Raw genomic sequence first — 593 nt, 5'->3', positions numbered from 1 at the left:
CTCACTCTTGCCTCGTTTGCTCCTGTTGCACATGTCTCTCCTTGTGTTTCTGTCTCCTCTGTTGTTCCTGTTACTCCTGTTGCTCCAGTTGGCCCTGTTGCTTCTGTTGCTCCTGTTGCTCCTGTTGCTCCTGTTACTCCTGTTACTCCTGTTGCTCCTGTTACTCCTGTTACTCCTGTTACCCCTGTTGCTCCTGCTGCTCCAGTTGCTCCTGTCGCTCCAGTTACCCCAGTTACTCCTGTATCTCCGGTTGCTCCCGTTGCACCCGTGGCTCCTGTTACTCCTGTTGCTCCTGTTGCCCCGGCTGCTCCTGTTGCACCAGTTTCTCCTGTTGCCCCTGTTACTCCTGTTGCCCCTGTTACTCCTGCTGCTCCAGTTGCTCCTGTGGCTCCAGTTTCTCCTGTAGCTCCAGTCTCTCCTGTGGCTCCCGTTACCCCTGTTCCTCCTGTTCCTCCTCTTTCCCCAGTCACACCTGTTGCTCCGGTTGCCCCCGTTACACCTGTCGCTCCCGTTTCACCTGTATCTCCGGTGGAACCGGTTTCCCCTGTCTCCCCCGTTACACCCATTGCTCTGGTTGCTCACATTGCACCAGT

Annotated in this window: 1 protein-coding gene; it reads right to left on the bottom strand. The window is 56.0% G+C overall.

Annotated elements, in window-relative coordinates; all coding sequences use genetic code 11:
• Positions 1–566, bottom strand: a 566-nt coding sequence (locus RB298_RS07170; RefSeq protein ID WP_486046582.1) for a hypothetical protein, incomplete at its 3' end; no start/stop codon positions are given.
• Positions 567–593: the final 27 nt, after the last annotated feature.

This window comes from Priestia sp. BR_2 (genome assembly GCF_041954005.1).
Taxonomy (GTDB): Bacteria; Bacillota; Bacilli; order Paenibacillales; family Paenibacillaceae; genus Paenibacillus_AQ; species Paenibacillus_AQ lautus_A.
The sequence above is the reverse complement of the archived record's forward strand: the minus strand, read 5'-3'. Positions and strand labels throughout refer to the sequence as shown.